Here is a 26296-nt window from a genome sequence, read left to right on the forward strand (position 1 = left end):
TCTTGTTAAACATTTGCAGTTGCCAGACCGCAATGTGTTTTAACAAATCAAAAGGGGTTTTAATAACTGGCCCAAAGCTGAAAGCTTTCCGGAACCCCCAGCCTAGCTGGGGGTTTTCTGTGCACAATAAAAAGCCCTCTATAAACAGAGGGCTTTTACATACTACCGGTTCAGAAACCGCTAAACGGGAGGAATATTATTCCCACTCAATTATTTACGGACAACATAAGCAATTGACTGATAACAACTTTATGAAAACTGATTTTCACCGTACCGTTTTATATACCGTCACCGGTTAACAGTACTACGTTTTTTCAGTGCGTCATACTGCTGCTCACAGGACTCACCTGAAACCCTATATCGCTCAGCTTCTTCTGCTGTTGCGACGTAAGTTCGGTTGCTTTCTTCAAGCATGTCGGCGAGCACACCGATGACCTTGCTGGCTGGCGTGCCAGTGGGGAAAGGTCCGGTATAGTGTTCGGCGAATCGTTTGATCTTGTCAAGCTCTGACTGCAAGCGGCCAGAAGAGGCAGCAGCAAAATCAGCATCAGCCCGCGCAGCTTCAATGCGGGATATCGCATCACGTTCAATTTGTGTTTTCTCCTGATCACGTTGTGCTCGGGCTTTATCATCAGCCTGTTTCTGGTCTGCCTGCGCCTGGGCATAACCGGCTGCGTACTGAGTTTCACCATGGTTAACCCATGCGACACGACAGACAGTAACCAGAGCAGCAAGCATCACCACGATAATTAACTGTTTCCAGTACGCTTTAACGAATGCCGTGATCATAACAGTGCCTTACGGGCAGCACCGTAACGTGCGCGACGGTCGTCAATACCGTTCTGGCCACCGTTAATGATCTGCGTGACGCGTACAAGGTCGCCTGTGTACTTCATGCAACCTTTACTGGAGAAAAACCACGCCGCGCTGCGGGCAGCGTATTCATCCTGCGCCAGAAGTTCAGGCTGAGCGACCAGATCAACCTTCAGACCGTTTCCACAATCCCGGTAGTTGTTAAGGCCAGTGATCTGGATAAGCCCGCGCCCACGGTAGTTCCACCCATCGCCAGGGCCGTTGTTTCCCATGCGCTTGCTGTACACCAGATTGGCGATCGCGCGCTGGCGCTCCAGAGGAAGTACTTTTTCATACGAACGACGGCCCAAAGCATTAGCCTGGTTCTGAGTGATCCGTCCGTATCGAACGAAATCAGCCAGTCCTGCAATGCTATAATCCATACTCTCTACCAAACGACTAAATCCGCGAGACTCATGTCCCGCCTGTGCAATAAACATTGCCTGGTCATCTGGCTTGGTAATGCCAAATTCATTCATGGCTGCGGTGATGTGTGAATACCAGCGCGTGGCCAGCTGCTCAGTAATACCGGCTGCGCGCCGGAACTGGTTAATGTCCATGTTGAGACCTCGATATTTTAAATATCTGCACGACGTTACCGCGCGTCTTCAGGACGGCGGCAAGCATGACAGCGTTGATGATGACCTCTGATAAATCAGCGGCCATTGGTGTGTGATACCAGATTGCATATGCAGCGCGGATAGGGATGCTGGCTGACGCCACAATAAGGAAGTAGGCTATCCACCCACCCCACCGGCGGTGTTGCGATCCATTACGCCGGAAGGTTGCGACGCGGATTGCTATCGCAGAACAGATAACCGCATTGGCAATGAGTAAAAGCAGCTCATGAGTTGTCATCGTCTTTTCTCCCCGGGATTAAATCGCGTGGATTGTCTGAACGGTGATAGAGCCAGATACCAATACGTACTGCGACGATTGCCGACACGAACGCGCCAGCAGAGAAGACGATCCCTTTCTCGAAAGAGTCCTGCGTGATAGTTGGGATCAGGCTGGCTACGCCGATAAGGATTGATGCTGTTGGTTTGTAGAAGAGAAGCCCGCAAAGAAAGCTGAGCATCGACAGGAGAACCCGGCGGCGTATTGGATACTCAACGGCTGAGGTAATAAATATTACCGCACCTGATAAAGCACCAAGAGCCACCTCTGGAGGAACTCCGGCGATAACAGCAGCCAGCGACCCCATGCTAAGCCACTGATTTAAAGACTCACTGGTTAGCTGGGCTGACATATCAACCACCGTTTACTGTGCATAAAAACCCCCTTAGTTGGTGAGTTCATCATACACAATAAACCATATATGGTTCAAAAAACCTCAGACTAGTCCTACCGAAATTACCTTAAAGGTGATATTATCTGACAAATTTTAATTTTCATCATGTGGTATTTATGAATTCTAAAGTTCAGCAGGTTATTAGATTTGTTGCTGTTTTGTCATTTGTTAGCATGCTATCTATGCTGATAAAAATCATACCATTTGACAATACTATGATTGTTATTGATATTGTTTTTATATTTATTTGGGGTTTATCTGAAATTGATATGTATAAAAATAAAAAAAACAGTTAAAGGCGCTCATGCGCCTTTAATTATTTAATTAAATGGCTGTAGCAATAGGTGCACCATTAAAGTCCATGCCCCATATTTCTACATCCCAGTACGCCGTCTTAGCACCGCCTGAAACAGCTGTCCAGTCTGATGTAATGGATAACCATTCCCCCATATCAGATCTACCAGACCCGTTAACTACAACATTACTAGACCATCTGATGTCCTTTTGAGGCATGCTTGCCCCTAACTGATTTGCGGTATAATCGGTTAAAAGACTTTGTTGAGCCTTTGATGCTTTAAATACAGGCCAGTTTGCCGCTGTACCAGACTGATATATAACCGTAACGGTATAGTCGTCAGTTGTTGACGTTTTATAAACCAATGCCTCTAAAACGCCATTACCGAATGTTCCACCAATAGCCTTAATAACCAGTCTTGCAACACCACAATCAAAAAACTGGTTTTTGTTTTCTCTTGATACACCTCGCAACGATTCAGGCATAGGCACTACTACCTGAGGAAGCAACAGCGCCGCTGGAAGTGTACCATCGCTTGCGATTGAGTCTGGAATAAGTTTCCTTACACAAGCCAAGTTACCTAATTGATAATCTCGTCTGCTTGGATTTGCTTTTCTTAAATTAACAGGGCGTAAAGTCAACATTTGGATATATTGGTCATTTGGCGATGTTCCATCAAGCCTGTTGAATAAAGAGATTGTTTTCCACCCCCTTCCGTAGATGGTTCCTATGAATTTAGGTTGTCCAGTTCTTGACGCTCCATCTTTATTTGCTAATGGACCACCAAGAGTACCACCGCGTAAGCCGATGCTTCTTTCATTAGATACCCCTTTTGAAAGGGGATAGTATGGAACGGTGGAGGGCATGCTCCAGTTTTCCACAACACAGTTTAGGCCGTTATCATCCCAGCTTCCTATCACATCTATTTCAAGTGCCTCTGTATCCTGGTAGAAGTGATATGATGTGACACACGCGGTGTTCGCAGGGAAAGTGCCATTTATCCCATTGTTAGTATAAGCGGCGTTTGAAATTGTCATCCGTAGGTTTCCATCAGGATTACAAAAACCATGATGGTCGCTAGTTTGTCCAGGCCAAAACTGTACCTCTGAATTAACAGGCTTATAAGTCTGCAAAAGCCCACCTGCCGCACACATAGAAGTTAATGCCTCACCAAGTTTAATATACCCCATTGAGTTAAAGTGAGTAGCATCTGACTGTACTGTTCCTGCCAGTTTATTATATTGAACTTCATGCGCATTCATATATGCGCAGCCATATATCATCGCCATGTTTTTTACTTGCTGGGCGTAGATCTGAAATGCAGGGTTGTTTGCGCCAAGATCACCAGCTGCACATGTCAAAACAACAACACCTATATTCCAATTAATCAATCTACGGATCATTAACTCCATATATTGCATGTAAGATTCGTGGGTTGTTCCTCCAGAACCGTTTGCGTCATTAATGCCATACATAATGAATACAAGATCGCAATTAGGATTTGATTGCCATGACGGATTCTCGTAAGCGCGCTGTGCAGTATAACCAGAGATTGCACGATAGATTGGAGTAACAGCAACACCTACCTGCTCATACATAAAAGAAGCGAATCTTTCTGGATAGGTTACAGAAGCATGTCTGACGTTGTCTCCATTTTCTGCAGGTACACTATCAGTAGTATTTACATCATAACCTGCTGTGATTGAATCACCTTGAAAAAGAACATTTACAGGTTGTTTTGTTCTGATCATGTAGTTTACAGAAGCAAGTTTAGCTATATTTTTTGCACGGTACTCTGCACTATCATTTGCTAGCAAGAATTCCTGTACATTCCTACCATCTGCCGTACCAATTTTGCTAGCTCCAGTCGGCTTAGCTAGTTCAATTAAAACATCGGTAGCTGATGCTGATGGAGGAAGGGTGGCAACAGGATCTCCATTATTATCCCAAGTAAATACTTTGTTTTTCCTGTCTTCTACATTTGGTGTTAATCCTACTGATGATTCAGGAACCCTTATTGATCTACGGAAATTCAAATCAACATAATTTTTAGTCGCTGCATCCTGCGGGCGTGACGGGTCACGAAGATTGCGGATGTAGTTTCCAAGCGCATCATAGTAGTTGGCTACGAAAGAGGGCTTACGCAGTGCGAGGCTGAACAAACTGCGTACCTGCTGTATCAGCATCGTCAACTTGTCGAATGCGTCCTCGTGAACCTCGGCAAAGAACTTACCTTGGTTTCGAAGATCTGTTTCCTGAGTGACAGGGAGTTCACGGGATATCGAAATCTGATAACCATTAGTAAGAGGTGCCGACAAAACAACATTACCGCCAGTGTATCCACCGGCACCAGTCACGGTGTAATCAGTGTCAAGAATCAGCTCTGTGATGTTCTCGTTCAGGTCAACAACCTGCACAACCAGATCAGACTTCTTGAAAATTCGGAAGGTATAAGGGAAGGAAGTCGTTACCCCGTTCCCTGTGTAGTCGTTATGGTCAACTTCGGTTGAGACCGTCATGTAAGTATCTCCAGGTTGCTTATGCGCCCGGCGCGCATGCATTCTGGATCATTCTATTACCCAATAAACCCTATATGAATCGTTTAGGTATTAATCAGTTGCTTTATTACCTTACAGGTAATTTGCATTTCATGCTGGATAGTCCTGATATCTTCTGCTACTGTATGTTTATACAGTGATTGCATGGAGAAGAAGAGATGCAACGGCAGTATCACCATCCGCTGGAAGAAGGATTTGAAGAAAGAATACACACGCCGGTAGGCGTTAGATCCCTGGTGGAGGACTCGCATCTGATGAAGTTACTGCGGGAACTCGATAAAGATGGCTTCAATGTTGATGGGCCACTGGCTGAACTGGTTGCGCTTGTGAATTACGTCACAAGTTCTCAAATGACCATGCAGGATCTGCAAACGCATCTCGATTACTGTGCTGAACAGTTACGAAAGCAAACCACATAATGAAAAATAAAAGGCCGCTATTGCGGCCTCGTGACATGTCACTATCGTGTTATGACAAACCAATATACCCTGCGACACCAGATAATATTAAAACAACTGCGACGGCAAACTCCCCATCTTCAATGATATTTTTACGGTTCATTACGCCAAGTGCGACGACTGCCAACACCACAAGAATAAAAGAAATCATTTTCACATCCTTATTGCGGAGTGACATCCTGAGGTCGCCACCAGTATGTTTGGTTGAATTCTTTCTTCGAACGCTGCTCCATCTTACGCAGATAGCCAGGGGAAAAATACTCCTGCATCTGGTTAAAAATCATATGGTCAAGCGCTGCCTTCAGGTACCAGATATTAGCACCAGGCGTCAGGCCTTTGCCAAGCTTAACCAGATCACCGCCAGTCTGCTCGCTCTTGCCCTCAACTGCGTTAAGCGGTATGCCCTGACCGATCTTAATGACATCATCAACGAGGCCAGCCACCGGTCCGAGCATTGAAGCCAGCGCGCCGCTCCCGTACCGGGTGTGGTCAGACAACAGGAAATCACCGTACAGCCCAAGACCACCACCTTTCAGCAGCGCACCAAGCCAGAATTTAGCAGCATCTTCACCAGCCATATCTCGCGGATTACGGCCTGACGCCATGTCGTTTAGTTGCTGAGAAAGCGCGCCAAGTATTGTCGTGCTGGCGATAAACGTCGCGATGTATGCCGCACGACCACCGGCAGAAGGCATACCCATAGCCCGAGACCAGTGACGCATGACAACGGATATCGGGAATGACTTGAACAAGAATACGCTGCGGGTTAATTCCCCTTTCCAGGTGCCGCGCTGGATACCTGAGCCGGTAATCATCTGTTCGCGTGCGCCTGGCGTAATGACTGCCATATCAACTTCTTCAGTAACAGCACCGAGAAGCTTACGCATAGCCTCGAATTTTACACGCTCTGGCGCACCAAGGTGTTGCACGGAAGAATCAGGAATGCGCATGATACTTTCCGGAGTCAGCATCGTATTATTGCCTTTACCCCAGTCTTCCTGCTGAGCCAGTTTCCACACGGTCCAGTCAGTGTCGGTGATGCCTTTACTTTTCAGGATGCGAAAGTCGTCATTTGAGAGACTTTTCAGATCAGGCGTTCTGTTGACCACCTCACCAAGACTACCCATCATTGTCACGCCATAGGCGCGCTTATGGGCGTCGGACCATGCAGTTAATCCACTGGCGCGCATCACCGCCGTTGCAGCCCATCGGGAGACAGACGGCCCCATATTATCCATCGCCCAACGGTTCACGCTACCGAGAAGGGATTCCATAGCCAGACCAGCCCTACGCGCCCGGGCCAATTCAGTACGGTTCGTTGGGTCCATAGCCTCAAGCTGGTTACGGAAAAGCTGATTCATCGGGAGATTGGTAACCTTCGCCGACAGGTACATGGTGCCAAGATCTGAGAAAGACGCCAGCAACGCAGAGCCAAGACGACTGGCAACCATCCAGTTGCGGATGTTATCCGACCAGCGTGCAATGTGCGGGTTGGCAACAGGCTGAGTTTTACCTGAGATGAAGTTATACAGGTTCTCGGTATTATTTGCCTGGCGCTCTATACGACCGGTATCCTGCGGGTTAGCCGTAGCAGTCTCAGACTTCGTCTGGTCAAGCAGCGATCTGAACACGTGATCCGGGTTTGGACCGTATGTCTCCACCAGCGCAATATCTTTACTTATCCCTTCCAGATGTCCGACCATGATTTCCCAGAGTGACCTGTCGCCGTACATCTGCTGGTACTGAAGGTATGAATCAGCGTCTTTGAAGTGTATCTGGCGGGATGCGTTGCCACGGTTTCCGCGTGCGCCAGAAATACGCATACCGGTATCAGTAAGTTTATTCAGACCACCAGTGGCGATGGTGTTATATGCTTCGCCAAGAAAGGCAGTAAGCTCAGAATCGCTCATCAACTGACCGTCGGCGCGGGTGTAATATTTTCTGTCAAGTTTGCCGATCACGTCACTGACCCATTTATCTTTCGATACCGCCCCAACCTTTTCCATAGAGTGATGTTGAGGTATGCCCCAGTTTTCCAGATATCCGATATCGCCACCGGCATCATTGAAGCGGCGGCGAAGTAGTTCTGTTACTTCACCCCAGGCTTTCGCCCCTTTTCTGGCCTTCGCATTGCCAGTTTTCTGTCCGCGCATTTCAAAGACAAGATCTCTAACACCAGCCTCATCTTCAAACAGCCCGAAGAAACGAGGATCAACAGCCTCGAACGCCTCCTGTAACTGGCTTAATGCGTAATCACGTGTCGCTTTCGTGCGTGACTCAACAGACAGAAAGTTTGATTTCCCGTCAGCGCTGAAGGCGATAGTGCGGTTGAGTGCGCCTAGCTTTCCGTCAGCACCCTGATAACTGTTAATGAATTTGTCCAGGCGCTGACGCGCTGCGATGGTAAGCGCGACACGGCGTTTTTTCAGTGCTGCCTCTCGCTGCAACTCTTCAGCGGCCAGTTGCCCGGCGCGGCGCAGGCGCTCAGCGTCGTTAAGTTGACGCCATGACATCGGATCGTCACGGGCAATAGATCGCATATTGCGGTAAATGCGGTCTTCGATATTCTGTATTTCTCTGGCTGTAAGAGTGCGCTGTGCTGCCTGTTGCACGGCCTGAATACATTCCTGTCTCATTCAATTATCCTCTCAAGAAACACGCTACAGCCACGTCAAAAAGGCTGGAATCCTGTATTGCCTGCTCATTCTCTTTGCTCGCTTCGTCCAGCACTTCCCGAGCGCTGCGCGACTGTGGGTTTCCGTCATCATCGAGAATGGTGATCATCATGTCAGGTGACTCAACCAGCGAGTCTTCAGCAATAAGCAGATCCATATCTCCGGCCTGCTCCGCTGTTGGCCTTTGCTCTGCCTGCCGCAATATGGCACTAGGTTCAAAAGGTGCAACTTCGTCAGGAGTCCGGACCTCTGCCGTTTTGTAGAATGAAACAGCCTGAGCATTGAGATCGCTTTCTGCCTGCTGACGCCGTGCTAATTCCGCCCGCGCTTCAAAGTTAACCCCACCCTCAACATTCGCCGCCAGATTATCCTTTGCCGTCTGTAGTCTGACCGACTCGTCATTGATACGCTGGTCAATATCACGCAGCCTTTCCTGACGCGCTGCGCGTGCACGCGATAACTCACGTCCGCTGCCTGAAGGTTGTTCGTTCAGGACTCCGGAGCGTTCCTGGTTGAGTGTTTCAATGTATCGCTCAATACCGGCGATATCAGTCTGTAACTGATTAACCTGCTCAACGTCTAAAGCCTGTGCTGCCTGCTGCTCAAGCAATCTGGTGTCAACTGCAACCTGAGTGCTACCTTCATCTGTGCGATACAGGGTTTCATCGATCGCCTGAGAAATCAGGTTTCTGCGCCATGGAATTTCAGTGAATGAAGCCGGTTCGGCAATGCTGGCCACATCAACTGCACGGCCCTGGCTTACGTCATTCATCGCCTTCTGTAGCGCCTGTATATGCGCATCACGTGACAGAACATTAACCGGAACACCAGGAGCAACATCAATCTCAGCATGATGTGAGGCATTGGCTGCCAGCGCTGCATCCACCTCCGCCGGGGAAAACTCTGGAGTTGCAGCACTTTCACCGCGGGCATTAAGGAACCGGCCAACACCACCAAATGCCACACCAAGAACCGCATCGATGGCGATAGACTGGCGATCAAACACATCGTACTGAGCCGCCATTTCGTTATAACCACCATCACGCAGCGTCTTTGCAGTCAGCCCGCGCTGGGCCATCCCAAAGGCAATGTTAGTTCCGGCTGCGTATGCGATATCTGGAGCTGCGCGAACAGCAGTAGCTGCAACATTACGTACTGCGCTTTCACCTGTCCTCGCCAGTTGTGCGCCAACACTTTCTGCCAGCGCCCCACCGGCACGTAAACCCAGGCTCATAGGGATCAATGTGCCAGCGCCAGCAGTGACACCCTGCACCAGACCAGCCTCCTGAGCAGTCCTGAAATCTACGCCCTGAGCAGTCAATTTCTCAAACTCAGAGAATCCCTGCAGTGCAGTGACGGAAGCAGCACCACCAGCGGGACCGGCCAGCAGCGTACCAACGACAGCCTGCCCGCCCATATCGAACAGACCATTCAGAACCTGACCAGCAGTTCCTGTTGTGGCGGCGTCAGGAGTCAGGCGCTTAACTTGCTGCTCTGCTAGTTTTCGCTGTTCGCCGATGTATTCAGCCGACGTATCATTGATGGAAGTGTTTTCGTTAACAAACTTAGCGATGGGTGAAACGATCTTATCCATTCCAGCCCAAAGAAGCTGGTCTGGTTTGGCAACCAGTCCAGAGTACATGCCCGAAACAGCAGCAGTACCTGAGTTATCGAAGAAACCTACATCGGTATTAAACCCTGCTGGGTTAGATGCCGCTTCATCCAGTTGCTGATTCTGGTTAACTGCGTTGAGACCAAAGTAACTCATTGCGGGATCCCCTCTGAGAATCTCTGGCGCTGTTGGGTAAGGTCGATGACGACAGGAGTTCCATCATCTTTCAGCAAATACCCAGTGCCGAGTTTCACCAGATACTGGCTATCTCCATAGCTTTGCAGACCGTACTGGCCTGGCGGTGCTTTAATTCCTGCGCCAGTCACCTGAGTTTTCCATGCCTGATCAACTTGTTTATCAAATTGTTCGGCAGACATCCCCCAAGGCAACAGAACACTGCCCATGCCGTTATAATCGTGCACGCCACCAGTAGCTACGTTAACAGCCTGCTTCCATGTGTCACTGTCAATTTCCCCCGAAACAACACCCTTCTTCGCCATCACCCCAGCGTAATAGTCCTTTGCTATCTCATATGCCATTGATGCACCCTGCGCGTCACCGGCAAACGCATCCTTCACCATGTCAGAGAACTCTAGTCGCAGATCGTTATCCTTCGGCATTGGGATGCCCTTAGCATCATCAGTTCCTTTACGCGCCGCGGCACCGGACAGGATGGTTTGCGCTGCTGTTTCTGGTGATACAGAAACATCAGGGTTAAACCAGTTTTTCTCCGCTACCACTCCTCCTGGCTTATCCATAAGGATCCCAGCTACCGCTGCTGATGGCGCATTGGTGCTTATCTGCTGAAGCGCTGACATATATACCTGACCGCCCCCAGTGCTCTGCCGAATGGTGTCGAGATATGCAGACTGCTGAGAAACTGGTGCATCGCGGAAGAAAGCCCCGATCTGATTCGCCTCTTCTTTGGAAAAGAACGTCAGCGGCGTACCGTATGATTTAGCCAGATCATTAACCTGTGCAGCTCGCAACGCGATACTCTGACCGAAGTTTGCCTGGTTATTCATGTCGATCGGCTTCGTCTGCCCGGCGGCAAGTGAGAACTGCACCGGGTCAGCCTGGCGCTGTTTGATTACCTGATTTGCAGCGGTAACCACATTGTCATAAAGCGCGGCGCGTGACGCATATCCTTCGCCAGTTTCACCAGTATCTGGCTTCAGATTTTCTACTGCTGCCTGGATGCTGCTAGTCGGCATGTTGCGAAACGATCCGATGTACTGCCCAGCGATCTGCGTGTTGCGAAACTCGGTATAGCGTAGATTTCCCTCCCGCACGCCGTAGGCGGCTAGGAAGTCGTTCTGCGTAGGAGCATCAGGGAAGTCAACCCCGCGCATGTATGCTGCGCTGGCATCACGCACACGACTGTCGATATTAGTGCGATATTCCGCCTGCTGCTGTTTGCGGATTTGATCGGCTTGACGAAGGAAGGTTGCCTGCGCCTCAGGAGATGCAGCGTCGAATGCAGCATTGCCTGTATAGCGTTTTGTGCTGGTCGGAAGCTGAGACAGACCGATTGCTGCGCTAACACCGGTAGCAAGTTGCTGATCACTGTACGGCTGGCTGCCGTTCTCATGTTGGATAATGGAGGCACACAAAGCCTTTAGCGTATCAGGGTTTGATGCGTCAAGCGGTTGGTTAGGTGTTACGCCGAGCTGCGCACATACCGCCTGAATATAGGCGTCAGTGTCGTTATTGTCAGACGGCGGGGCCCAGCGGTTAATGATGTCGCTGACAGTATCAATACCCTGTCTTTGGTATGACAGCAAGTTGCGACCAAGCGCCCGAATACCGTGCTCTGGCGTTTCGAATTTCGCAAATCGACCATCATCACCGGTCTGGCCTACCCACGGATTAGTTTTGCTGTATTCCAGATTTCCTGGGTTATTGTTGCGAATGCCACGGGCGCTATCACCAGAACTACCTTCTGATACTGCACGGCGGGAACCGGTAACCGTATCGCTTAACTCGCCATTACTCTGGATGAACTCGATCGAATTATTTGCCGACCACTGAGAAAGGGAAGCATCGGCGACCTTCTCTTTGAACTCAATCTTTTTGGCCTGAATCTGCTCGGTGCTCCAGCCATGCGCGGCACCATAATCTTCGATCTGCTGGAAAGTTTGCTGGTTGTAGAGAACATAGTTAGCATTGTCGCCGTAGGCGGCAGCAGCCAGCTTCCCGTTATTCGCCAGAGTCGCCTGGAACTGACCTTCTTCATAGGCATTAATTTGGCTTATCTCATGTCGACCAGCCTGGGTGGTAAACTGAATGCGCTGCTGCTGTGCCTGCTGCATAAAACCAGCCCGGGCACCTTCCGGCAATGTCATCGCGATCTGCTCTGCCTGAGCATCGAATTGCTGAGTGTACTCATCACGCTTACCTATCGCGTTCTTACCCTGCATGTTTAGCAGCCCAGTATCAGGATTAGTCAGCAGATCGCTGGAAATCTGGCTGAGTTGCAATGATGCATCCTGAGCCTGAGCAACATCAGCGCGCTGCCTTGCCTGTGCAAAAACATCCATGGCCTTTGGCCCTACCTGCGTCAGTGCGTCACCGATGTTTGGCTGATCGAATGCCTGAAAACCAGGAGACTGAAACCCTCTGCTTTCGACCTGACGACCGGTGACTGTTGGTACTGTTGGCATTTCTATGTCTCCTTATCGACCGGTTGGTGTGCCGATAGCAGCGCTAATCGGAGCCGCTTTACTTTGGGTGAATGGTGACCACGTTCCACCGCCCATCTGGTACGCGCCATATGCCTGAAGAGGTGCTGTCAGCAATGTAGTGAATGCGCCCATATTTCCCTGCTTACGCGAAGCACTGGCCTGGGATTTATAGTTGGCTGCCTGGACTTCATACCCATATGCTTCACGCTGAGCGTTATTAACCGTAGTCAGCGCATCAAGCGCGCCAAACTGAGCTGTATCACCAAAGATATCCAGCGCCACACCAGTGGAGAGGTCTGCACCTGTAGCCCCCAAAGTTGCAGCCTGTGTTCCGGCGGCCTGCCGATTGCGACGGCGAACCTCATCAGCCTGAGCATTGCCACGGTTGATAGAATCCTGTGCCTGTGCCGTAGCCACCTCTGCATTTTGCTCGGCAACAGCAGATGAATACTTACCTTGCTGGTACTGGTTGTATGCTGAAACGCCACTTAAAGCGACACTGGCGCCAGCGAGAGCGATAGCCGGGCTGCACATTATTTTCTCTCCATGTGGAAACGGTGAAACGGTAGGTTGTTAATGCCGTATGGCTGAGGTTCGTCGATGGTGAATCCCAACCAGTGAAGCCATATGCGTGCGGTGTGGTTACGTGTATCAACATAATTTTCAAGATACGGGTAAACAGTCAGCATTGCATTGACCACTTTTCCGCACCGTCTCAGGAAGGTTCTCTGGTATTTCTCCAGCGCGTCAGTGCCAACCAGCCATGGAATGCCGCTGCCGCCGATCATCGATGCTGGTGCTACGCCGAAGACAGTCACCACCTCACCGTTTATCAGCCCGGCGCAGCAGAATGTTGACGTGCGCAGACCGGTTTCCAGAACTCGGCGCGGACTCCATCCATTGGTTGCCAGAAATTCATCAATATCAGCCTGGCGAACAAGCGGAATAATGGCTTCTATATGCTCTGCGGTTGCGGGTACGATCTGAGCTTTAATCATCAGAAGCCTCCGACGGTAAGGCGAGGCAATACGGCAAGAACAGAAAGTGGAAGCGGGTCGAGTTGTCGAACCTTAACTCGTCCGTTTTTATCCCAGTTGCTGTCGAGTTTTACTTCAACCTTGCCGGTAGCGTCATCAACAGGATCGTCGTAGAACTCAAATTCACGCTGCGGATATTCATACCAGGTTCCGCCCGGAGTGGTGGCCCATATTCCACGGCTGGCATTGACGACCATCGTTACAGTAGGAATGACCTGCTTTTTATCCAGCAGTGTTTCCTGCCCGTTGATATTGATGTCCAGCGTTTCAAATTCAGCGGTGATAGGCAGGCCTATGTGGACGACAGCACCGGGTGATTCCAGCGTGACAGATCCACCAGTTACAACCTTCTGAGGCTCAACGCTGGCATCTGAAAGGATGTTTACCGTCTGGCCTTCAAGGTGTGACAAACCACTGAACGTCTGGCGGGCCATTTGCCAGTTAGTTGTGGCCACATTGCGAAGCACCGGCGGAACGTTGCGGTTGAAGCGCACGACCACCGCAGTGTTGCTTGTTACCGAGATGATATCGCCGCGCAGCTCTTTAGCCACCGGTTCGTTGGTGTCTGGATCCGTGCCGGTATATGGGAACTGAATCTGAGCACCAACATCGGTATTAACGAAATACGCTCCACCACTGACAGTAACCGGATAATCAACCTGATAGCTCCAGTCACCTGTGCCACCGCTGATGGTCATTGTTTGTGATGATGTATTGCGCCCGTCGTAGCTCAGGCCGCAGTCGACAAAGAACGCATCTTCATCGTTGGTGAACAGGCGACTGGACAGGCGTTCGATGTAACGTTTTGTCTGCCCGTTGATAGTACGGTTAACCACGAAGTAAACAGCATCCTCGCTTCCTTCACTGATAGAGCAGGTACTTTCGTACTTACCGGCGCTGGATTGTGGCGCCCATGCGAAAACCTGCTGGTCGCGCAGATATGTCAACACCAGCAATTTACCGTCATCACGAATGCAGAACGCGCTGCTGTACGGAACAATGCAGAATGACCAGTCAACAATGCTGTGTTTCTGGAACAGGTGGTTTGCCAGTATAGTCAGGTCCGTACCCTGGTACCCGTCAACATCAAACGAATACGCCAGATCACGAACAACGCTACCCTTCTCCTGGATGAACAACGCAATGTTAGCCACGGCGATAGGTGGTACGTTACTGGATCCGTTATTCCCCTGAGAGCTGAAAGAGAACGCCGACGGCGTGAGGACCTTATTCTGGTCCCCGGATATCGTATATTCCCCACCAGATGTCAGAGCGACCAGGTTACCAACGTCAATAAGGTGGCGGATCTCATTCACCTGCCGCCCGGCGTAGGTGTAGATAATACGATCATCATCCTGAATTGGGTTGTTCTTACCGAAATCTTTATAATCGCCGGTGCGGCTTGCCCAGATGGTTTGTGGGTACGCGGTAGACGCGGCAAAGTACAGGCGCTGCTGGTAATAAACAACAGTGCTCGGGTAGCCATTAACGCTGTTCCATGCGTATTTGGCCCACTTATAGCTTGCGTTAGCAGAGCCTACTACCTGAGACGGAATGAATGAGACCACATCGGCAGTTGCGGTCAGGCCATCGCCAGCCACTGCTGTGATTTTGGCAATGCCGAAACCGCTGTGCAGGTACTCCCACTGGATCCCGGTATCATCTGAACCAGTACCGCCCCAGCCATCCCACGACATTCCCTCTGTATGCGAAGGGCGAAGTGTTCCGGTCTTGCCAGCAGTATTGGCGCGGTAGTAGTTGCTGTCTGCACGGCGAACATCGTTGATTGCTGTGGTCTTACTAGTCTCCCATACTGGTACGGAATCAATAGCAGGCTGCTCGAGATAGAACAGTTTTCCGACCTGCTCAGCACCGAAGATGGCAGAACTTGCCGTCAACGTAATGGTTCCAGTGCTGGCGCTGGCGTATACCTTCACTGTATCGTCAACGTTGATATCTTCGAACGGTCCGTTTTTGGTGGTGACGTCGACGATCTGCCAGTTGTCGTGTGCGTAACGGCGCAGTTCTTTCGGCGGGTATGCAGGATGCACCAGCGTCAGAACGTCAGCACTCTGCGTGAATTTTATGCGGAAAAGGTCGGTATCAGCATACGGCATTGCCAGCTCATAAATCACATTGCTGGTCGTCAGAACATAAGCGCCGTCTTTAATGACGCGCATATAGTTGTGCCCGAACTCCAGAGCATAGGTCTGTACGGTCGAGAACTGAAATGGGATTAACCGGCACTTGCGATCAGGATATTTAGCAGGACCAACAAAGCGCGTACCGGGTCGGTTCTCTACGCCGCCATACTGACGGACAATGAAGTTATCGCACTTGCGAAGCGCCACCTGATACTTTGACATATCAATGCGGCCGTACAGTGACGGACCAATTTCACCACCGGCAAAGCTCGGTTGAATCCAGCTAAAAGCCATTATGACAACCTCGCTGCTGTGAACTCATCTACCGGTGGTTGTGGCTCCTGCGATTCGTTCTGGCTATGGGAACCAGCGCTAAGGATCACACGGTTGTACATCGTCAGTGCGTTGTTACCGAGATCCGCGCTACCGGTCAGCGCCATATTGATGGCAGCAGCCAGTCGCCAGGAAAGCGCCTCCATAAAAATGGCGTCATACATATTTACGTCAGTAACCCGCGCTACATATTTCAACCACGCTTTCGGCTGATCAGTGTAAATTAGCTTACCTGTCAGGTCCTCATTGGAACCGACAACATATTCAATGCGCTGCGCAGCGGTAGGATTACGTATGCCGGTCGGCATGATCTCGGTTATACGGACGCAATCAGATGGGTACTGGTAAGCGTACTGCCAGTCCGGAGGCGGATTATTGGTATCAGCAAGCGCCACGCGCTTGGTAGCAAAGTTCCAGTCAAAGTCAGACAGAGCCGCATCGCGACACGCATCAAAATGCAATGAGCACTGCCCGGCTTCTTTACTGGCTTCATTCAGACTGTTTATGCTGCGGGTGTTGCCGATATTGCTCAGCGCGCGGTTGCAGATCTCGATAACGGAGGCCATTAATCATCCTCCCCGCCTGGGTAGAAAGCATCTTTCAGCTCTTTGGCATCATCACGTTTCTGTGGAGCCAGGCCAATATCGGTGATCTGCAGCTCAACATAGTTGTCTTCACCGTGATCTGTGGTGCGGGTAGACACAGAACATACGTTAGCCATTGCAATAACTGAAACGCTATCACCTACCGCTGGCAGTGATTTTGCATTCAGGCCGAGACGTTGCAGAGATTCGTTATCCAGCGTGATGCGCAGACCCCACGGATACTGATCTTTGGTTTCTGGTTTTCCATCTTCACCAACGAATGAGTCGGTGCCTGTTTTCATGTTTACAGTTTTCATTCTCAGGTCTCCGCATAGAAAAGCGGGGCCGAATGGCCCCGGCTTTTAGCACTTTATTGAGCGCTTACACGCCCAGTTCTTTACGCCGGGCGTCAATCTTCTCTTTGAGAGTTTTTGCGCTGGTGTTTTTATGCGGAGCTTCGCCGAACATCTCTTCGTAAATGGTACGAAGCTGGTCCAGTTCCTGAAGCTCTTCATTGGTTGGCAGAGCGTCTTCCTTCACCACGACATCACCGTCGTTATGAGGGATCAGGTTTTTGCCAGCCTCCCCGGAAAACTCCACAATATCGCCAGGCTCGCAGAGCTTGCCGTTAATGAAGGAGCGCTCTTTGACGCGATATTTAGACATTGGTCTGCACCCCGCCAACAATGCCAGCGGTTACTTTGCCAGTGGTCGGCGCGGTACCGGTGACGGTGTAGTTAAGTCGGATGTAGCGCTCCAGCTTCATCGGCAGCGTGATGACCGGCGTTTTGTAACCAACGGTCAGGGATGCCAGAGGAATGACCATGGAGATCACATCTGTTGCAGAGCTGAAAGACGAGTTGTCATCAGTCTGCACCGTTACAGTCAGGCTGGTCAGGGTGTTAAATGCCTCAACAACCTGAATCAGCAGCGGGATGTCGCCATTTTTACCGACATCCTTACTGGAGCCGGTGTCAATGACGTTGGTTGATGCCGCGGTGGCCGTAATGGCCTGAGCCGCGGAGAACAAAGCCTGTTGATCAAGCAACATGATTCTCTCTCCTTACGCCGTTACGGCAGATTCAGTGTTGAGGATTGCATCCACACGACGGATAGGAATGCCCAGGAAGGAAACGATCTTCTTACCGCCGTACTCTTCGATGGTCAGGTTTACGTTTTTGGCATTCATAGCCTGTTTGTGCAGCCATGCGTGGATGGTTTTGTTGGCATAGATAACCTCTTTGCCATCACCCAGCATTGCCACGTCGCGGGCATAATATGCATCCACCATCATGCTGATCAGGTCAGCACCAGTTGATGCGTCTTTGGTCAGCGTGGTCACATCGATGTTGCAGATGCGGGAAATTGAACGCCAGTCACGCACGCTCAGACCAAGATCCCACTTGAATTCGTCACGGTACGCACGGAACTGGCCGCCATTACCGTCACTTACCAGGTCGTCACCAAGGTCTTCATGCTGGAAGCCAGCTACCATGCCTTCCGGATAGATCATGTGAGCAGTGTTCTCACCCCATGACATAAACCAGATAGAAGTGTTGGTAGAGCCGCTACCACCGGCGCTGAATACGTTTTCTGCGCTTGCAGCTTTGCTGGTGCTCAGCGTATTGAAGCGCGGCGCCAGGCCCATGAAAGCCTCAGGCTCAGCATCGGTGTTGCCGTAGATAGCGTAGCGGGAGACTTTGTTGTTGAATCCCTGCAGCTTGCCCATGTTTTCGGAAACACGGAATGCGGCGGCGTTGTTGGATCGGTCTGCCAGAGCCTTATCAACGAAGCCCAGGTCGTACAACATACCGGTGGTATCGGTCACTGGTACGGTCTGGGTTTTGGTTGGCTGAACGCCCTGGTTATAGCGGCGCCATACCGGCTCAGGAATACCTGCGCGGATGGTGGTTTTGTGCTTAGAGCCGTCGTTACACGGCACATAGATCGCATCGGTCAGGATGTCGTTGGTTTTCGCCAACTGCTCCACGATGCGCGCGATTCGCCCGTTCTTGTCAGTACGATTGTAGATGTCAAGCAACGATGGCAGAGTTTGACCGATTAAAGCCATTTTTCATACCTCACTTTTTGGGATAGAAGGCGGAGATAAGGTCACTGCCGCCGCTTTCATGACCGCCGGTGACAACCTTGTCTTCTGACATTGCCTTGCCGACTTTGATAAACGCTTTAACAAGCGCCGGGTGATTACCCAGACCGGTTGAATCCAGGTATTCTTTCAGTTCTGGATCGCCGAATTGTTCCAGTGCACGCTGCGCAGCGCTGAGGTTTGCGGTCAGCTTGTCGCCACCGATCTCCTTGTCTGCTTTAACGTCAGCAGCCCACTGCTCGGTGGTTTTCTGCCAGGCTTCCGCCTGCTGCTGCTGGACCATTGGCATGATCTTGGTGCCGTACAGATCGACCATCTTCTGCGCCTGCTCATTGGTCAGGTTCAGTTCACGGGCGATAGGTTCGAACTGTTCCAAGGCAGCAACATCAAGTTCCTGGCCTTCAGCTGGTTTGAAATCGTATTTCTCCGGCGCACCTTCCTGCTTCTGCTCTTTTTCTTCGCCAGGCTTTTTCTCTTCTGGCTTATCACCATCAGAAGGTTTTTCTTCCTGAGGCTTGTCGCCTTCAGCACCAGGTTGTGGCTTATCGCCTTCTGGTTTAGCCAGATCGCCAGCGGGTGCAGGATTATCACCAGTTGATGCTGCTGGTTCAGATGCAGCAGGAGCTGCGCCACCATCAGCAGGTTGTTCGTTGCAAAGGCGACGATGCAAAAGACGTTCAAACAAATTCATTGGTTATCTCCTTAAACCGGGATCGTTTTGGCTTTCAGTTGCGCCAGAACAGCGGCAAGAGTGGTGCGCAGTGCCGTGGTGTCATTCAGCAGCGCGTTATATTTCGTAACCAGGTCGTTATGGTCGACGAGCAGACCAGCAACATCAGACGCCGAAGAGGCTGTGTCCGCTGTTGCAGTCATGGCTGCTGGCGCCGCGATTGTCGCGCCCAGTTTTACACCGCCGTAATCAGTCGTGGTTGGAGCGCCAATTACTGCCGGAGCAGAATCCGGAACCTCAACTAACTGGCTGGAACCATCGAGGCGCACGACGCGCTGGGTTTGTACCTGTGTCATAAATTGTCCTCTCTGGCCTCTGCGGCCATCTTCAGATACTGATCTGGGCAGTGCGCCATGACGCGCTGAAACAGAACCAGAGCCAGGTTGCGCTGCCCTTCGTTGAATGCTGTGATGTGCGGATCTACGTTGAAGCAAGCTCCGAACACCTGACCTTTCTCAAGCAGTGACCAGATCACACGTCGGCCCTGCTCGCTGCCCATAACAAACTGGATGTCGTCGATATCGCGCTGCGCCAGAAGCTGCTGCTTGGCGTCAAGCTCTGCTTTACGTCCTTCATCGTCGATATCAGTCATTGCTGCGGCGCTCCTGCTGCATTAGCGATAGCGGTCAATGCGCTCGGGTCAGTGGTCTGCGTTTCACTGAGAGTCTTGGCTCCCTGTGCTGCGGCCTGCCCCATTGCCATTGCCTGTGCTGCTTGTGCCTGTTTGGCGCGCTCTTCTCGAATGCCCTGCACCTGCTCCTGCGGAACGATGACCGTTGGCGATACGCCGGACATTTCTGAGAACGCGTCGATAGCCTCATCCACATCGAGCTTGTCGAGTGCTTCAGGTTTGAACTGTGCGAGCTGACCGATGAAGCCAACGGTCTGCGACAGACTGGTGAGGCCGATAGATTTCTGTGCCTGAGCCATCACGGAGATGTATTCGATGCGCAGCGGCATACCCTGCATAACGTCAGGCGGTTCTGGCAGCATGTTTTTGCGTGCCATGATGGAGAACACGCGGTCAATAAGCGGGTTAAGTGCTTCGTCGTTCAGGCGCTCCAGCACCGGGCCAAGCATCAGCAGTTTCTCTTCCTTCATCTCGATCACCGCTTCCACAGGCATGGAGCGGGTGTTGATGTTTTGCAGCATCATGAAGAGGTCGACAAAGTAGGCGCTGTTGATGGTCTGTCGGGTATCCTGAATGTCAGCGAGCAGATCTGCAGTATTCGGGTTTACCAGGTATGCAGGTTTGAAACCGTCCTGACCGCTCAACACGTCGAGGTACGTCACATCACCAGGAAGCAGGGAAACACGCTGTGTTTTTAGCGAGGCAGGTGCAACCATAGGCGGGTTAGTAGCTTTATCGATGAGCTGAGCTTTACGCTTCTGCTCAACCTGAAGCGCTTTGACCTGACCGAGTGCCAGCATGCCAGGGCAGGATGAGGCGTAAACGTCCTCGCCGTTAACTTCCCAGCGTGGAGCCAGGATCGGGAATTCATCGAAGCCGGACTCACGCAGCAGCTTGTCGGAGTCGCCGCCAGTCTCAAAGTACACGGAGCGGAACGGCTTGTTCTTGCTGTCCATCTTCCCGGTGTCACGGTTGATGTTTGGCGTGATGCAGTGGTTAACCTCGATCCACGTTTCATATGTGCCGTTTTGCCACATCCCCTGTACCGATGAGCTGACGTTATCCAGACCGAATTCCTGCACAAGCTGGCGCACGGTCATGGAGAACTGGCGGAAGGATGTATCGACGCTGCCGCGCGGGCTGTTAGCCAGGTAGTAGCAGCCAATAGGAAAAGGCATTGTGCGGATCACGTCCTGGTCATCTTCGAGCACAGCCATTGCTGCGGTACCGAAAGTACCAAGGCTGGCGTACATGACAGGCAGTGACTGATACAGGTTCGACTTGTTGAACACTTCGTTCATGCGGCGCTGCACGACTTCAAGCCACACCTTAACCGGTCCGTAATCCATCATGTCAGGGTCTGGCGTTGCCAGTTTGAACCATGGACGGGCCGGACTGGTGATGCCGGACATCATGCCGCTGGACAGAATGCGCTGAGCCATTGAACCGGTAGGATCAATAATCTTGGTGTTACGACGATCATCACGGTTTACATCAGACGTCAGAAAGCGGGAACCGCGCGGATTGATGAAGTCGCTCAGGTCACGCCAGTGCGACTCGAACGATGTACGCTCATTCTTCAGCTGTGCGAGCTGCTTCAGCAGACGCTCTTTTTCGGTTTCCGCCATCTCTGCCTACTCCGTTACTGACCGAGCAGCGTTTTACCGCTGGTGTTTGCGGTTGAGGTGTCGCCCTGCGCACCAGTCAGCAGAGTAGAACTGCGACCAGCAGCTGCACGGCGGCGGCGCTCTTCGTCATCACGAGAACTTACAACTGCTGCATCCTGCTCCTGTGGCGCGGCCTGTACTTCTGGTGCTGCTGGCACTGATGGCTTGCTGCCGATACACATAGCAATAGCTCCGTACGCAATTAAATTATTACCAATTTAACCACATATGATTTATTTAGCGTAGGCTATTGACACTTATAACATCAGATATTACCTTTTAGGTAATTGATGTTGATGTAACGCAGTGGGTGTACGGCATATGGCACATGTGCCGCAGCGGTCCGGATGGGTTCCCTTGATGCTACTTCCCCAGCCGGGTAGCCGGAATGTGCAAGCCAGTGTCAGGTAAGCACGGACATGCCGAATCACCATCGTGGCGATACGGTGTGACACCTCGTAAGAGACGAGGATGCAACAGGTAAGAGCATTGAGATTATCGTCGTTCCTGGGCCCAAGGTCTGCTCGAAGTCAGTGCTCTTTCCGTTGTGGTGAATAAGGCATTAAACCGGTTACCACCGGTAATTGTTAGAAGCATCTGCGCAGAGTTGCTATGCCGAATAGACTGCGTACCACAACCCAATCACGCCTTAGGACCGTGATGAAGTGCCCATAAGAACGATGCTGTGTAGCTATTGGCGGTGGCAGTTTCCCTTGATGCTGACCACCGTCACTTTTACACCAGAACGCCATTGCGATGACGTTGCGCTGTAAACCCGTAAAGCCATGGAGGGCGCCCTTGCTTCCAGTTCGCCCACTTCGGTGGGCATTTTTTTAAGGTGAGATTATGAAAACAGTTGATATGTTGGCTAAATATCTAAATGAATGGCCTTTAAAATATTCCCGCATCGTTCAAGCTGATGACTCTATTTTTTATGGTGTTTTTGCCGGTAACGAAATGCATTACGAGGTAATTCCTGGTGAACGACTGGCCGGGTTACCGCTTAGTGAAGACCATGGGACTAGCGTAACAAGTCATGACTGGATTGCAGCCCAGCGGACGGAAATGGAAAAAGGTAATGTATTTGATATTTCTCGCGCTGTTTACGCTAAAGAAAAAAGTGATGATGATTACATGCGAGAACACTTATACAACATGAAGTTACAATGTCTGCATGCGGCGCTTATTCAGAATGGGCAATTCGATAAAACCAATGCCACCAATATTGCGGAAGCCATCAACGCTGGATTTGATGCCATTAATCTTGGTGATTGCAATATCACAGACACAAACAAAGCCTTAGCTGACTCATTCGAAGAAGTGACAAGACCAGTAATTAAATGGCTGGCTCAAAATGTTCACCCGCATCATTCGGTTATCATTGATAGCACTCACGCTGAACTGTTAGAAGGCCGGCTGGCTGTGAGCACCGAAGAATATTTACAGGACTAAAGCCGTGACATGTCACAACTAGCCCGCCGATTCGCGGGCTTTTTCATGCATAGGGATCGTACTCTGTGAGAGCCTTACCCTGCTGGCTTTGCTGCTGCCCATAGTTGAACTGTTTTTTGGTAACAGGAGCGGCATAAGTCAGCACATAGGCGTCGGCATTGTTCGGTGACCGGCCAAGCAATTCTTTCACCTCGTCCTTGTCCTGTAAAATCTTCCTGCTGTCCTTCAGCCTGACTTTGTATTCAGGTGCGCTCAGTTCGTCGGCAAGTTCCTGGCTATCCAGTTGCGCACCAAGCTTCAGCGCGTCACGGGCGGATTTATACATCTCGCCGCGTTTGTTGCCCATCTCGGGATCTGCCGTACCGCTGCCGAACATTATCAGCGTCCAGTTGCGCCCCCAGTTATCGCCAACAGATTTAAGACCTGTGCCATAGCCGTAATCGATAAACACAGCGTCAGCCTGGTACTGATCCTCGAAGTCGGCAATCACTTTCGCAAACAGCACATCGTCAGTGGTACGCTGCCACTCCCCGAGTTTTTTGCAGTGCAGCCCCTGCCTCAGGTAGATAACTGCGGGGTCTTTACCCTGGTGAGACGGGTCGACGCCAAGAACTACAGCAGCGTGCTGGACCTGTGCCGGAGTGATAACCCTGCCAACAGCTGGTTGCGTCAGGCCGGATGGAATAAACTGGTTTTCAGACGCATCAGGGAAGATCCCGCGCACACGGACCTTCACAAAGTCGCTATCCTCGCCGTAGTCGTCCACCCATTTCTGCAACTGCTGCTTGTTTGTTCCTTCGACAGTACGGCTGTCTATCTGCGCGCACTTCCAGCGGTGCTTGTATTTTCGGAAGCATTCACGGAAACGCCCGGTGTTACGCGTCGGGTTCCCGAACGCTACCCATATAATTTCGGTGTCTTCGTCCGTAAGCGCACCCTCGGCAACCTCCCACACCAGATCGGCAATGTTGGACGCTTCGTCGAATACCACGATGATGCGCTTACGCTCGTTGTGCAGCCCGGCGAACGCCTCGGTGTTGTGCTCAGACCATGGGATTGCGTCAGCGCGCCAGCGTTTGTCGTGACCGGGATCGTTGCTGTACATCGCCGTGGCGGTGCAGGTAAACCATTCTTTGGTGATAGCCAGGTTGGACCATTTGATGATTTCCGGCCATGTTTTGGTGCGTAACTGGTTGTCGGTGTTGGCGGTCACCACTACCTTGCAGTCTTCACAGGTCGACATGCCCCAGTTAATCAGCATCGAGATGAAGGCACTATTATGCGTGACGATATAATCACGGGCCAGGAAAAGACCACCATCAACTTCAAAACAAACACCCGGCCCTTCAGCGGCAGGTTCAATACTCTCAATCCACTTTGTGGTGTACCGTTTCTCTGCGGCCACTAACTGCTGCTGCTTTCTGTTGATTCTGAATAACCGTGTTTCACCGTCCCAGGTGATATGAGTAGACCAACTGCCAGCACACTTATTCGGTTTAAACTTTTCGTTCCTTGCACGCAGACCAAGTGATCGTGCTATTTCGATCACGTCTCGGGTGAGTTGCCTTGATGCAGAAGCAAATGCAGCGCCGCCGCACGACTTTTCAACCCAACCATCCGTGTCTAGCAAACCCTGAAGAATATTCAACCGCTGTTCAGATTCAATGTAGCGGCGATCGACGCTGGCATTATATGTGGTACAGCCAAACAGCCCGGCATTAATCAAATCCACCTTGAGCCCGATGGCGGATCTGGTTGTCCCATTTACTCGTGTTGGGTAGGCGATGTTATCCCATACCTCAGGATCAATATTTGTAATTCTACCGCTGGCCTTATCACCATCGCCAAGCCATACCCCATAGGTATAAGGGTCAACAGGAAGCGCCATTGATGGGTAAATAACACGAGGGGATGCAGGAATCTCCCACTGCCGTGCCATTGCTGCCCCATTGCTGCGCTTAACTCCGCGCTCAAGGATGTCGATAGTCTCAAGAACCTCCCAATGCTCCGATCCAGTTCTTCTGGAGTTTCTTCCCCGTACTTTCCAGAGATGGCCAGATGACACTTCTACTGCTGTTCCATCAGAGAATATCACTCGATAAAATGGGCACATATCATAGTTCCGGGTGCCAAGTACCTGAACGGCATTCCCATTCTCACCGAAAAGGAGATCGCCAGGCCTTATATCAGAAACGCATCGCATCCCTAATGGCGTAGGGACAACATCATCAGGCCTCAATGCCTTCCCAATACCATGACCTGACGCACGAGCTATCAGACAAGGCTCATACCTAGTAGCAGGATTTTGGAGATGGTCTCTTATCTCCGCGAAGGTTTCCGCTTGCCATGTTCGCGGACCAACAGCGTGCTCAAGTTCAGTTCCCTGCTCACCCCATGGAAATGAATATCTGGCATAACTAAGTGGATCATGGGTAAAACCAGCAATGTCTTCTATCAACTGCTCTTCATATGAAGCTTCCGGTTTATTTTTCATTCTTCACCACCAGCCTGCTCTTTCACGCGACGGCGGGCTTTCGCCATGCGGTCGGCAATCGTGACAGTGCCGGATACCTCAAGGCGCTCTTTGAACGCGTTAACGTCCACGTGTTTACCAATCAGCTCCAAGTTCTTCACCTTGTCAGGCCATTTGATTTTTTTCAGGATGCCAACCAGCTCTTTCTCGTCTCCACGGCCTTCGAACATGTCGGCCAGTTCGAAACCTGTCAGGTACTGCCGCCAGACCTTAGGCCATTCCGAAACCGGCTTGATGCTCATATCGTCGTTCAGGATGTCGATCACATCCATCTGGTCAATTTCCACCAGACGGAGTAGCACATAATCAGCACTGACTCGCAGGCGCTTGTTGCGCTCTTCCATAAGTTCGGCGATCCGTTTCTGGATGCGCTCATCACGCATCATGACACTGGCCTTGACCGCTGCCGTGTTTGGCGAAAATCCTGCGTTAATCGCTGCCTGAGTCTGATTCTCAGGGCATTTTGTATATTCCTGCGCGTAAGCCTCCTGCATCGCTGTAAGTGGCTTATACTGCGTTGATTTGCGTTTTGGTGCTTTTGGTTCTGCGGGCATTGTTACCACCGAAGTAATAATTACCGTTTTGGTAATAGTAACACGCAAAACAAAGCCGCCATAGTCGGCGGCCGTTGCAATTTATTGTCGCTATCGTGA

Annotated in this window: 28 protein-coding genes and 1 pseudogene; 4 read left to right on the plus strand and 25 right to left on the minus strand. The window is 51.0% G+C overall.

Annotation, left to right across the window (positions count from 1 at the left end; genetic code table 11):
* Positions 1–299 (plus strand): hypothetical protein (locus BZK42_RS29075; RefSeq protein ID WP_211280446.1); only part of this gene is annotated, 299 nt, incomplete at its 5' end.
* On the opposite strand, the gene BZK42_RS25575 is transcribed toward BZK42_RS29075, so the two are convergent.
* The 4 genes from BZK42_RS25575 to BZK42_RS25590 are packed head-to-tail and all read right to left on the minus strand — an operon-like array spanning position 289 to position 2101.
* Positions 289–789: a DUF2514 family protein gene (locus tag BZK42_RS25575; protein WP_080860818.1), complete on the minus strand. Its 501-nt coding sequence runs from the start codon at positions 787–789 to the stop codon at positions 289–291. The two genes, BZK42_RS29075 and BZK42_RS25575, sit on opposite strands and share 11 nt — an antisense overlap.
* Positions 786–1412: a glycoside hydrolase family 19 protein gene (locus BZK42_RS25580; RefSeq protein ID WP_080860819.1), complete on the minus strand. Its 627-nt coding sequence runs from the start codon at positions 1410–1412 to the stop codon at positions 786–788. Before BZK42_RS25580 ends, BZK42_RS25575 begins: the two co-directional genes overlap by 4 nt.
* Entirely contained in the window at positions 1402–1710 is a 309-nt protein-coding gene (locus tag BZK42_RS25585) for a phage holin family protein (RefSeq protein WP_080860820.1), read from the minus strand. Before BZK42_RS25585 ends, BZK42_RS25580 begins: the two co-directional genes overlap by 11 nt.
* Positions 1697–2101 (minus strand): putative holin, encoded by a 405-nt coding sequence (locus BZK42_RS25590; RefSeq protein ID WP_001275998.1) that lies wholly within the window; start codon positions 2099–2101, stop codon positions 1697–1699. Before BZK42_RS25590 ends, BZK42_RS25585 begins: the two co-directional genes overlap by 14 nt.
* 158 nt (positions 2102–2259) lie before the next feature.
* On the opposite strand from BZK42_RS25590, the gene BZK42_RS25595 reads away from it, so the two are divergent.
* Positions 2260–2439, plus strand: coding sequence for a hypothetical protein (locus tag BZK42_RS25595; RefSeq protein ID WP_080860823.1), 180 nt, complete (start codon positions 2260–2262; stop codon positions 2437–2439).
* Positions 2440–2467: 28 nt separating this feature from the next.
* Here the strand turns inward: BZK42_RS25595 and BZK42_RS25600 are convergent, their stop codons facing one another.
* Positions 2468–4957 (minus strand): SGNH/GDSL hydrolase family protein, encoded by a 2490-nt coding sequence (locus BZK42_RS25600; RefSeq protein ID WP_080860824.1) that lies wholly within the window; start codon positions 4955–4957, stop codon positions 2468–2470.
* A 197-nt stretch (positions 4958–5154) separates the two neighbouring features.
* On the opposite strand from BZK42_RS25600, the gene BZK42_RS25605 reads away from it, so the two are divergent.
* Positions 5155–5415 (plus strand): hypothetical protein, encoded by a 261-nt coding sequence (locus BZK42_RS25605; RefSeq protein WP_003847193.1) that lies wholly within the window; start codon positions 5155–5157, stop codon positions 5413–5415.
* A gap of 49 nt (positions 5416–5464) precedes the next feature.
* On the opposite strand, the gene BZK42_RS28995 is transcribed toward BZK42_RS25605, so the two are convergent.
* The 17 genes from BZK42_RS28995 to BZK42_RS25685 form a co-directional block, all read right to left on the minus strand.
* Positions 5465–5605, minus strand: coding sequence for a hypothetical protein (locus tag BZK42_RS28995; protein WP_169922392.1), 141 nt, complete (start codon positions 5603–5605; stop codon positions 5465–5467).
* Between the two features lie 10 nt (positions 5606–5615).
* Positions 5616–8090 carry a hypothetical protein gene (locus tag BZK42_RS25610; protein ID WP_080860826.1) on the minus strand — a complete coding sequence of 825 codons (2475 nt, stop codon included), beginning with the start codon at positions 8088–8090 and terminating at the stop codon, positions 5616–5618.
* A gap of 4 nt (positions 8091–8094) precedes the next feature.
* Positions 8095–9897: a hypothetical protein gene (locus tag BZK42_RS25615; RefSeq protein ID WP_080860838.1), complete on the minus strand. Its 1803-nt coding sequence runs from the start codon at positions 9895–9897 to the stop codon at positions 8095–8097.
* Positions 9894–12404: a hypothetical protein gene (locus BZK42_RS25620; protein ID WP_080860839.1), complete on the minus strand. Its 2511-nt coding sequence runs from the start codon at positions 12402–12404 to the stop codon at positions 9894–9896. The genes BZK42_RS25615 and BZK42_RS25620 overlap by 4 nt, the downstream gene beginning before the upstream one ends.
* A gap of 12 nt (positions 12405–12416) precedes the next feature.
* A complete protein-coding gene (locus BZK42_RS25625) occupies positions 12417–12959 on the minus strand; it encodes a virion core protein, T7 gp14 family (RefSeq protein ID WP_080860840.1) in 543 nt (180 codons plus the stop codon).
* On the minus strand, positions 12959–13423 hold the full coding sequence (locus tag BZK42_RS25630) for a hypothetical protein (RefSeq protein WP_080860841.1): 465 nt from the start codon (positions 13421–13423) through the stop codon (positions 12959–12961). Before BZK42_RS25630 ends, BZK42_RS25625 begins: the two co-directional genes overlap by 1 nt.
* A complete protein-coding gene (locus BZK42_RS25635) occupies positions 13423–15900 on the minus strand; it encodes a phage tail protein (RefSeq protein WP_080860843.1) in 2478 nt (825 codons plus the stop codon). Before BZK42_RS25635 ends, BZK42_RS25630 begins: the two co-directional genes overlap by 1 nt.
* Positions 15900–16505, minus strand: coding sequence for a phage connector family protein (locus BZK42_RS25640; protein ID WP_080860844.1), 606 nt, complete (start codon positions 16503–16505; stop codon positions 15900–15902). The genes BZK42_RS25635 and BZK42_RS25640 overlap by 1 nt, the downstream gene beginning before the upstream one ends.
* Positions 16505–16840: a capsid staple protein gene (gene gp10, locus BZK42_RS25645; RefSeq protein WP_080860845.1), complete on the minus strand. Its 336-nt coding sequence runs from the start codon at positions 16838–16840 to the stop codon at positions 16505–16507. Before gp10 ends, BZK42_RS25640 begins: the two co-directional genes overlap by 1 nt.
* A gap of 64 nt (positions 16841–16904) precedes the next feature.
* Entirely contained in the window at positions 16905–17189 is a 285-nt protein-coding gene (locus tag BZK42_RS25650; protein ID WP_023339248.1) for a hypothetical protein, read from the minus strand.
* Positions 17182–17574, minus strand: a complete 393-nt coding sequence (locus BZK42_RS25655; RefSeq protein WP_063150704.1) for a Bbp16 family capsid cement protein — start codon at positions 17572–17574, stop codon at positions 17182–17184. The genes BZK42_RS25650 and BZK42_RS25655 overlap by 8 nt, the downstream gene beginning before the upstream one ends.
* A gap of 12 nt (positions 17575–17586) precedes the next feature.
* Positions 17587–18594 carry a major capsid protein gene (locus BZK42_RS25660; RefSeq protein WP_080860846.1) on the minus strand — a complete coding sequence of 336 codons (1008 nt, stop codon included), beginning with the start codon at positions 18592–18594 and terminating at the stop codon, positions 17587–17589.
* Positions 18595–18604: 10 nt separating this feature from the next.
* Positions 18605–19321: a peptidase gene (locus BZK42_RS25665; RefSeq protein ID WP_080860847.1), complete on the minus strand. Its 717-nt coding sequence runs from the start codon at positions 19319–19321 to the stop codon at positions 18605–18607.
* Positions 19322–19332: 11 nt separating this feature from the next.
* Positions 19333–19656 carry a phenylalanyl-tRNA synthetase subunit beta gene (locus BZK42_RS25670; protein ID WP_080860849.1) on the minus strand — a complete coding sequence of 108 codons (324 nt, stop codon included), beginning with the start codon at positions 19654–19656 and terminating at the stop codon, positions 19333–19335.
* Positions 19653–19952, minus strand: a complete 300-nt coding sequence (locus BZK42_RS25675) for a Bbp19 family protein (protein WP_080860852.1) — start codon at positions 19950–19952, stop codon at positions 19653–19655. Before BZK42_RS25675 ends, BZK42_RS25670 begins: the two co-directional genes overlap by 4 nt.
* On the minus strand, positions 19949–21619 hold the full coding sequence (locus BZK42_RS25680) for a portal protein (RefSeq protein WP_080860855.1): 1671 nt from the start codon (positions 21617–21619) through the stop codon (positions 19949–19951). Before BZK42_RS25680 ends, BZK42_RS25675 begins: the two co-directional genes overlap by 4 nt.
* Before the next feature lie 14 nt (positions 21620–21633).
* The gene (locus BZK42_RS25685) at positions 21634–21840 is read right to left on the minus strand and encodes a hypothetical protein (protein WP_000334867.1); all 207 of its coding nucleotides are present in this window, start codon (positions 21838–21840) and stop codon (positions 21634–21636) included.
* A 664-nt stretch (positions 21841–22504) separates the two neighbouring features.
* Here BZK42_RS25685 and BZK42_RS25690 point away from each other — a divergent pair.
* Positions 22505–23110: a hypothetical protein gene (locus BZK42_RS25690; RefSeq protein ID WP_000859350.1), complete on the plus strand. Its 606-nt coding sequence runs from the start codon at positions 22505–22507 to the stop codon at positions 23108–23110.
* Between the two features lie 43 nt (positions 23111–23153).
* Here the strand turns inward: BZK42_RS25690 and BZK42_RS25695 are convergent, their stop codons facing one another.
* The 3 genes and pseudogenes from BZK42_RS25695 to BZK42_RS25705 form a co-directional block, all read right to left on the minus strand.
* Positions 23154–25049 carry an LAGLIDADG family homing endonuclease gene (locus BZK42_RS25695; protein ID WP_158083389.1) on the minus strand — a complete coding sequence of 632 codons (1896 nt, stop codon included), beginning with the start codon at positions 25047–25049 and terminating at the stop codon, positions 23154–23156.
* A 300-nt stretch (positions 25050–25349) separates the two neighbouring features.
* Positions 25350–25604: pseudogene (locus tag BZK42_RS29085) on the minus strand (terminase); the annotation flags it as partial.
* Positions 25601–26278, minus strand: coding sequence for a terminase small subunit (locus BZK42_RS25705; RefSeq protein WP_164498438.1), 678 nt, complete (start codon positions 26276–26278; stop codon positions 25601–25603). The pseudogene BZK42_RS29085 and the gene BZK42_RS25705, both read right to left, overlap by 4 nt.
* Positions 26279–26296 lie beyond the last annotated feature (18 nt).

Origin of the sequence: Citrobacter braakii (assembly GCF_002075345.1) — a bacterium.
Classification (GTDB): domain Bacteria; phylum Pseudomonadota; class Gammaproteobacteria; order Enterobacterales; family Enterobacteriaceae; genus Citrobacter; species Citrobacter braakii.

Coding starts and splice junctions, on each gene's coding strand:
- BZK42_RS25575 (WP_080860818.1), bottom strand. CDS start 789: ATGATCACGGCATTCGTTAAAGCGTACTGGAAACAGTTAATTATCGTG.
- BZK42_RS25580 (WP_080860819.1), bottom strand. CDS start 1,412: ATGGACATTAACCAGTTCCGGCGCGCAGCCGGTATTACTGAGCAGCTG.
- BZK42_RS25585 (WP_080860820.1), bottom strand. CDS start 1,710: ATGACAACTCATGAGCTGCTTTTACTCATTGCCAATGCGGTTATCTGT.
- BZK42_RS25590 (WP_001275998.1), bottom strand. CDS start 2,101: ATGTCAGCCCAGCTAACCAGTGAGTCTTTAAATCAGTGGCTTAGCATG.
- BZK42_RS25595 (WP_080860823.1), top strand. CDS start 2,260: ATGAATTCTAAAGTTCAGCAGGTTATTAGATTTGTTGCTGTTTTGTCA.
- BZK42_RS25600 (WP_080860824.1), bottom strand. CDS start 4,957: ATGACGGTCTCAACCGAAGTTGACCATAACGACTACACAGGGAACGGG.
- BZK42_RS25605 (WP_003847193.1), top strand. CDS start 5,155: ATGCAACGGCAGTATCACCATCCGCTGGAAGAAGGATTTGAAGAAAGA.
- BZK42_RS28995 (WP_169922392.1), bottom strand. CDS start 5,605: ATGATTTCTTTTATTCTTGTGGTGTTGGCAGTCGTCGCACTTGGCGTA.
- BZK42_RS25610 (WP_080860826.1), bottom strand. CDS start 8,090: ATGAGACAGGAATGTATTCAGGCCGTGCAACAGGCAGCACAGCGCACT.
- BZK42_RS25615 (WP_080860838.1), bottom strand. CDS start 9,897: ATGAGTTACTTTGGTCTCAACGCAGTTAACCAGAATCAGCAACTGGAT.
- BZK42_RS25620 (WP_080860839.1), bottom strand. CDS start 12,404: ATGCCAACAGTACCAACAGTCACCGGTCGTCAGGTCGAAAGCAGAGGG.
- BZK42_RS25625 (WP_080860840.1), bottom strand. CDS start 12,959: ATGTGCAGCCCGGCTATCGCTCTCGCTGGCGCCAGTGTCGCTTTAAGT.
- BZK42_RS25630 (WP_080860841.1), bottom strand. CDS start 13,423: ATGATTAAAGCTCAGATCGTACCCGCAACCGCAGAGCATATAGAAGCC.
- BZK42_RS25635 (WP_080860843.1), bottom strand. CDS start 15,900: ATGGCTTTTAGCTGGATTCAACCGAGCTTTGCCGGTGGTGAAATTGGT.
- BZK42_RS25640 (WP_080860844.1), bottom strand. CDS start 16,505: ATGGCCTCCGTTATCGAGATCTGCAACCGCGCGCTGAGCAATATCGGC.
- gp10 (WP_080860845.1), bottom strand. CDS start 16,840: ATGAAAACTGTAAACATGAAAACAGGCACCGACTCATTCGTTGGTGAA.
- BZK42_RS25650 (WP_023339248.1), bottom strand. CDS start 17,189: ATGTCTAAATATCGCGTCAAAGAGCGCTCCTTCATTAACGGCAAGCTC.
- BZK42_RS25655 (WP_063150704.1), bottom strand. CDS start 17,574: ATGTTGCTTGATCAACAGGCTTTGTTCTCCGCGGCTCAGGCCATTACG.
- BZK42_RS25660 (WP_080860846.1), bottom strand. CDS start 18,594: ATGGCTTTAATCGGTCAAACTCTGCCATCGTTGCTTGACATCTACAAT.
- BZK42_RS25665 (WP_080860847.1), bottom strand. CDS start 19,321: ATGAATTTGTTTGAACGTCTTTTGCATCGTCGCCTTTGCAACGAACAA.
- BZK42_RS25670 (WP_080860849.1), bottom strand. CDS start 19,656: ATGACACAGGTACAAACCCAGCGCGTCGTGCGCCTCGATGGTTCCAGC.
- BZK42_RS25675 (WP_080860852.1), bottom strand. CDS start 19,952: ATGACTGATATCGACGATGAAGGACGTAAAGCAGAGCTTGACGCCAAG.
- BZK42_RS25680 (WP_080860855.1), bottom strand. CDS start 21,619: ATGGCGGAAACCGAAAAAGAGCGTCTGCTGAAGCAGCTCGCACAGCTG.
- BZK42_RS25685 (WP_000334867.1), bottom strand. CDS start 21,840: ATGTGTATCGGCAGCAAGCCATCAGTGCCAGCAGCACCAGAAGTACAG.
- BZK42_RS25690 (WP_000859350.1), top strand. CDS start 22,505: ATGAAAACAGTTGATATGTTGGCTAAATATCTAAATGAATGGCCTTTA.
- BZK42_RS25695 (WP_158083389.1), bottom strand. CDS start 25,049: ATGGCACGGCAGTGGGAGATTCCTGCATCCCCTCGTGTTATTTACCCA.